The 6,982-nt window shown below is 38.7% G+C and carries 6 protein-coding genes; all 6 read left to right on the top strand.

What is annotated here, in order from left to right:
• The first annotated feature begins 460 nt into the window (after positions 1-460).
• The 6 genes from JOC73_RS14830 (at position 461) to JOC73_RS14805 (ending at position 6,794) form a co-directional block, all read left to right on the top strand.
• Positions 461-643 carry a hypothetical protein gene (locus tag JOC73_RS14830; protein WP_204404647.1) on the top strand — a complete coding sequence of 61 codons (183 nt, stop codon included), beginning with the start codon at positions 461-463 and terminating at the stop codon, positions 641-643.
• A 381-nt stretch (positions 644-1,024) separates the two neighbouring features.
• Positions 1,025-2,113 (top strand): dipeptide epimerase, encoded by a 1,089-nt coding sequence (locus tag JOC73_RS14825; RefSeq protein WP_204404645.1) that lies wholly within the window; start codon positions 1,025-1,027, stop codon positions 2,111-2,113.
• 24 nt (positions 2,114-2,137) lie between these two features.
• Positions 2,138-3,994 (top strand): sigma-54 interaction domain-containing protein, encoded by a 1,857-nt coding sequence (locus tag JOC73_RS14820; RefSeq protein ID WP_204404643.1) that lies wholly within the window; start codon positions 2,138-2,140, stop codon positions 3,992-3,994.
• Between the two features lie 227 nt (positions 3,995-4,221).
• On the top strand, positions 4,222-5,556 hold the full coding sequence (lysA, locus tag JOC73_RS14815) for a diaminopimelate decarboxylase (protein WP_204404641.1): 1,335 nt from the start codon (positions 4,222-4,224) through the stop codon (positions 5,554-5,556).
• Positions 5,557-5,622: 66 nt separating this feature from the next.
• Entirely contained in the window at positions 5,623-6,243 is a 621-nt protein-coding gene (locus tag JOC73_RS14810) for a nucleoside recognition domain-containing protein (protein WP_204404639.1), read from the top strand.
• Positions 6,244-6,254: 11 nt separating this feature from the next.
• Positions 6,255-6,794 (top strand): spore maturation protein, encoded by a 540-nt coding sequence (locus JOC73_RS14805; RefSeq protein ID WP_204404637.1) that lies wholly within the window; start codon positions 6,255-6,257, stop codon positions 6,792-6,794.
• Positions 6,795-6,982 lie beyond the last annotated feature (188 nt).

The raw sequence follows: 6,982 nt of genomic DNA, 5'->3' as shown, positions 1-6,982 counted from the left end.
GTTATGTAAATGGTGAAGTGAAGAGCCGGATGCCTTAATAGGGCAAGTCCGGTTCTGTGAGGGGTTGGAATTGCAAGGTTCCAGCCTACTCGATTATTGACTCTATTTTTTGAATCTAATGGCTTTTAACAGTTAGACTTGCGATGAATTACAATGGATAAAACAGAGAACACTTACTATTTATCACTTTACACGCAGAGTAGCAAAAGAGCATAACATCTATTCGTTGGTGTATTTTAATAATATTTGCAAGCAAATTACAAAAAATTCTTACAAACTTCGACAGAATATTAAATTAAACTATGATATATTTAATCAAGTAAACTTTTCGAGGTATTAGGAATGGTTATTCTATTATCGATTGATTGTCCCCAAAACTAAATGGATGATAGACCTTATTGTGGGGGAGAGGGATTAAAAATTAAATGTACACTACTTATATGATGAAAGGAGAAAAATTATGAGAAGTAAATTGATATCTGTTTTGCTAATTGTTGTTTTACTAGTTACACTTGCTGGAGGGTCAGTTTTTGCTGCTACTCCTTCACAGCAAATGAACTTAGATAAGTTGAAATATCAATACAGGCAAGACTGTAGTTACTACTATGCAAGAAGATTATTACCATTGGTACAAAAAGCATGAGTGTGATACGCGTTCTGTCAGTACTAATTTTCACTGTTGGAGAATTTGTTATTTGGAGATACTATCTGAATATTGCAAATAGTGGTAAGTTATTTTATACGATAGTTTTTTCAATACTTTTTTCTATTCCATGTATATTCTTGTTTACTATGTCTTTTAAATAGAGTTAAAACAATAGACAGTAGATCTATTGGAATGTATCCGTCAAATACAGCCCCCATATGAAGAAAGTCCTATCTATGAGATAATTCTCCTAAATAGGACTTTTGCTATTTCTTAGAATTTAATCTTGAAATTCTTGTAAATTTTCCCCTTATCAATTAAACTGAAATAACTAGCATATCAATATAAAATACTAAGATTCTGGAAGGGGGATAAATCATGAAGATTGTAGATATTCAGATGGGGGACTTAATTATACCATTAAAAAAACCCTTTAAAACTGCCCTAAGGACAGTTAATGCAGTAGAGGATGTAGTGGTTAAGATCATCACCGATACAGGACATGTAGGTTATGGAGAAGCACCGCCTACTGCTGTCATCACAGGAGATACAACAGGTGCCATCAAATGGGCAATAGAGAAACATATCAAACCTCAGTTAATCGGAATGGAAATCGAAAACTTTGAAGAAATGATGATAAGACTAGACAAAACCTTAGTTAAAAATACCAGTGCCAAGGCAGCCGTAGACATAGCCCTACACGATCTCTATGGTCAACTCTACAATGCCCCTCTATACAAGCTATTGGGAGGATATAGAAAAGAAATTATCACAGACATCACCATCAGCGTAAATGACCCAGAAGAAATGGCTAGGGATAGTATAGAAGCAGTAAAACTAGGATATCGCACCTTGAAAATAAAAGTAGGTAAAGATGCCAAAATGGATATAAAGAGAATGAAGGCAATAAGGGAAGCCATAGGCTATGATGTGGACCTAAGAATAGATGCTAACCAAGGTTGGAAGCCAAAAGAGGCCGTCTACAGCCTACGAAAAATGGAAGATGCAGGTCTTAATATTGAGTTTGTAGAGCAACCAGTGGTAGCCCACGATTTTGAAGGATTAAAACTAGTCACCGACAATGTCTCTATTCCAGTATTAGCCGACGAAAGTGTATTTTCAGCAAAGGATGCCATGACCATCATCCAGATGAGGGCAGCAGACTTAATCAATATCAAATTAATGAAGACAGGTGGCATTCATAATGCATTAAAAATTTGTTCCATTGCAGAGGTATATGGGGTAGAGTGTATGATTGGTTGTATGCTGGAAAGTAAGCTCAGTGTCACCGCCGCAGTTCATCTAGCCGCCGCCAAAAGTATTATCACCAAGATTGATTTAGATGGCCCAGTGCTATGTGCAGAGAACCCAATAGAGGGAGGGGCCACCTTTGAAGAGTATAAAATAACATTATCCGATTCCCCAGGACTTGGATTTAAAGAAGTCAAAGGAGTGGATTTTTCTTAGATTTTTTTAGAGAGGAGGATGGGAATGCTTAAGGATGAAAGAATTACAAAACAATTCACCGACATGATGACGGAGGGCTTTATTTATATAGATACAGCGGGGAAAATCCAAATCTACAACCATAAAGCTAAAGAAATCTTTGGAATCACCAGCCCACAAGGTGAAGGACATCAACAAGGACAAATCAAAGAAGGCGACATCGTTATATTCGGTGACAACTGCCTTGGAAAAGATGACGGTGGTTTGACTCCAGAGGATCTACAGCTAATAGGCATAGATTCAAACGAAATTCAACTGGGGGATGCTATCGTAGGGATTGGTGTCATGGGGGATCGATCGGTAGCCCCTATCTTTGTCAATAAAAAACCTAGGGAATTTAAAGAAGAATTATCCCTACAGACCATTTTTTTGACCGAGAAAATCCATGTCATGATGGATCAAAATAAAAAATATATCAGTATAAGTATAAATGGACAAGAATTCAAAATGCAGTACAATGTAGCCATTGGTCATATGGTGGTATTGGATCAAAAAAGTCACCAAGTAAAGTTCTATCAAGCAAAGGGATATACAGCCCGTGGAGAGTCCTTAAAGAATTTACTCTTAGGCAATACCTACCGAGCCAAGGGAAAGGGCGTAGAGGATCTTAATGTCATTGGAAGGCACATCTTTGAAATCCATAGCAATAGCCCCAATACCCAAGAATTCTACGAGGTGGCTACAGGGGGACAAATCTCCTATGAAAATCAATATCGAGAAATCAATGGTAGAGCCACCATATGTAGTTTGATGCCGGTGGACCTAGATAACAGGAGAATAGGAGCAGTATTGAAGGTGGAGGATATTTCAGAAATTCGCAGGATAATTCGTGAAAGGGACGAAGCCCTACTTCACCTTGAAGAGGTGGAGCGAAAACTTAGAGAAGAAGAAAATGTTATCTCGCTGTTTCCAGAAATATTAGGAGAAAGTCCAGAAATCAATCAAGTAAAAAAACTAGCCTATCGGGCTTCAAAAACCAACTCCACAGTGGTCCTACTGGGGGAAAGTGGTACAGGGAAAACCCTCTTAGCAAAGGCCATCCATGATGCAGGAAGAACCAAACATTACCCCTTCATCCATGTAAATTGTGGTTCAATACCTGAAAATCTATTGGAGAGTGAACTCTTTGGGTATGAAGCAGGAGCCTTTACTGGCGCCAGTAGAGGGGGAAAAAAGGGAATGTTTGAATTAGCCCAAGGGGGAACTCTATTTTTAGATGAAATAGGGGAAATCTCCCCTTTGATTCAAGTAAAGCTACTACAGGCATTACAAAACAAAACCTTTTTCCCTGTGGGTGGAAGTAAAAGTATCACTGTGGATGTAAGGATTATTGTTGCCACCAATAAAAATCTGGAAGAGGAAGTAGAGCAGGGGAGATTCCGAGAGGATTTATACTATCGGATCAACGTATTCCCAATCTGGATTCCTCCTTTGCGACAGCGGATACAGGATATCTATCCTATCGTAGATACAACACTAAAAAAAATATGTAAAAGGGTGGGGCTTGAGGAAAAAAGAGTTTCCATCGAGGCATTAAATCTTCTTTGTCAACATGATTGGCCGGGGAATGTAAGGGAATTGGAAAACATCCTTGAACGGGCAGTCAACCTGACAGAGGGTAGCTTGATCCATTCCAGTCATCTCGCCATGGAAAACCAACCCCAGACAAAAACCATTGAAAAAGAAACCCTCCGTTCTCTAAAGGAAATGATGATGGAGGCAGAAAAAAAGGCAATTGAAGAGACGCTAAAGATTTACGAAGGGGACAAGCAAAAAACCATGGAGGCATTGAATATTAGAAAAACAAGTTTTTATGAAAAAATTAAAAAGTATGGATTGTAATTTTCGCTGGTGGTTCGGTAATTTGGAAATGTTTCCGAAAATACGGAATATCCTTTGAGTAATATTAGTTGTTAAAAAATACAGGTTTTGAAAGTGTAATTTGCATTATAGGTTCGTGAAAACGGAAAAAACAGCAAAGTCATCATTGGAAAAGCTCTATTTTCCATTGGCACGTTTTTTGCAACCATACCTGTAGGAAATGATTACTTTTGCGAGGAGATGTCGGTATGGAAATTCAAACAAAGCAGCACCATCAAAAAAATTTCATCTTTGATCATTGTGATACAGTAGAACTTGCTAATCAATATGGGACACCCCTATATGTAGTGTCGGAAAATCTAATCCGAGAAAAGTGTAGGGCAATAAAAGAAGAATTTCTAATGAAATACCCCAATACAAAAGCTGCCTATGCCAGTAAAGCCTTTTTAACCCTAGCCATGTGCAAAATCATCGAGGGGGAGGGGCTTGGACTGGATGTAGTATCGGGGGGAGAACTCTACACTGCAATACAGGCGGATTTTCCAATGGAGAAAATTATGTTCCATGGCAACAATAAATCCTACGAAGAGCTGGAAATGGCAGTAGCCAATAATGTAGGAAGGATTATTGTAGATAACTTTTTTGAACTGGAGATGTTGGAGGATATATGCTCATCTCAGAAGAAAAAAGTAAACATTTTATTTAGAATCACACCAGAGGTGGAGGGTAATACCCACTCCTATATTACAACAGGACAAAAAGACTCAAAGTTTGGCATTCCCCTACAGGAGAAGATTATAGAATCAGCAGTAATACAGGTGACAAAATCATCATATATTGACCTAAAGGGGTTTCATTTTCATGTAGGCTCCCAACTATTTGACCAGCAATCCTATACTAAAGCAATAGCAACTGCTGTCAAGCTTATGGAGACCTTGTATATCAAGTATGGCTTTGTAACGGAAGAACTGAATACAGGTGGTGGCTTTGGAATCAATTACACAAATGAAGAAACAATGCCAATCCACTATTTCGTTGATTACATCATGGAAGCCATAGAAATAGGATGTAGGGAAGCAAATCTAAAGATTCCAACCATCATCATCGAGCCAGGCAGATGGATTGTAGGGGAAGCAGGAATTACCCTATACACACTTGGGGCAATTAAGGAAATTCCCGAGGTGCGGACCTATGTCAGCGTAGATGGAGGTTTGCCTGATAATCCTAGGCCAGCCCTATACCAAGCAAAATACAAGGCTATAGTCGCTAATAAGATTAATGAAGCGGCGGACAAAGTAGTTACGATAGCAGGAAAATGCTGTGAGACAGGAGATATACTGATATGGGATCTATTAGTACCCACCATTGAGGCGGGGGATATTTTGGCAGTATTAAATACTGGAGCCTATAATTTCTCAATGGCAAGTAACTATAATAGATTACCAAGACCAGCTGTGGCCCTCATTAGCGATGGTGAGCCCCAAGTGATCGTGGAGAGGGAAACCTACCAACACCTCATAGAAAGAGAATCTATACCTAGTCATTTAATCAACAATAAAAAATCATTCAATATTAAAAAATAATGAAAGGGGGCGGGGGAGTCCACATCATTAGTAATACAACAAAAAGAAAAGGGAGGGCAAATTGATATGATTAATGTAATTTGGTTTTTACTTTTAGCAGTAGGAATCATTGTAGGTGCCATCACAGGAAATATTGATGCTGTTACAAATGCGGCGATTGATAGTGCAAAATTAGGGGTAGATCTTTCTTTGGGACTAATAGGCGTTATGGCTTTATGGTTAGGAATTATGAGAATTGCAGAGGAATCAGGACTAATCAAGACCATCTCTAAGGCCCTTAAGTTTATCATGGTTCCATTATTCCCAGACGTGCCAGCAGACCATCCTGCAATGGGGGCAATGATTATGAACATGGCGGCTAATATCCTTGGATTAGGAAATGCAGCAACACCATTGGGACTGAAGGCAATGAAGGAGCTACAAACATTAAATCCCCACAAGGATACAGCAAGTAATGCGATGGTTACCTTCTTAGCCATCAATACTTCCTCAGTAACATTGATTCCTGCATCAGTAATTGCTATAAGAGTAGCGGCAGGGTCAGCTAACGCAACAGAAATTATAGGACCAACTATTATTGCAACATTAGCTTCAACAACTGCTGCCATAATTGCTGTAAAGCTATTACAAAAGCTACCTGCTTTTCAGATTAGACCAGAAAAAATCGAAAAAATAGCGAATGAATAGGGGGGAACAATATGACTTTTGTAGATATCATGACGGATATATCAAGATATGCAATACCTGCAATATTACTGGCAATACCAGCCTATGGATTCTTTAAAAAAGTAAAAGTATATGAATCCTTTACTGATGGAGCTAAGGAAGGTTTTACAACAGCAGTTACCATTATTCCCTATCTAGTGGCAATGTTGGTGGCAATAGGAGTATTTAGAGCATCCGGAGCAATGGATTATCTAGTCAAGGCAGTTAGCCCAGTGACAAACCTAATCGGTATGCCAGGAGAGACGTTACCAATGGCATTGATGAGACCTCTATCAGGTGGAGGAGCAACTGGAATTATGTCTGACCTAATCACCACCCACGGTCCAGACTCCCTAATCGGAAGAATTTCATCTATTATGATGGGGTCTACTGAAACAACCTTCTACGTATTAGCTGTATACTTTGGTTCAGTAGCCATTAAAAAGACGAGACACGCATTACCAGCTGGACTGATTGCCGATGCAGTTGGATTAGTGACAGCAGTAATCGTAGCAAGATTAATGTTCGGTTAGGAAGGCATAGAATAAAGCTGATTATGGACTATTATTAGAGATGATCAAAGATAAGTTAAGGGCTGATTCTAGCCCTTAATTATTTTTATCTTTTTTACCACAATTGGGCGTAAAGCCCCTAGTTTTTAACTATGGGGATATAAGCCCTCTTTTAATTTTTCTTTAAGAAAAGCACTTGTATTATACAA

It is taken from the genome of Alkaliphilus hydrothermalis, from assembly GCF_016908555.1.
In the GTDB taxonomy this organism is placed as follows: Bacteria; Bacillota; Clostridia; order Peptostreptococcales; family Natronincolaceae; genus Alkaliphilus; species Alkaliphilus hydrothermalis.
Note: the sequence above shows the minus strand (reverse complement) of the source record. Positions and strands in the feature narration are given on the sequence as shown.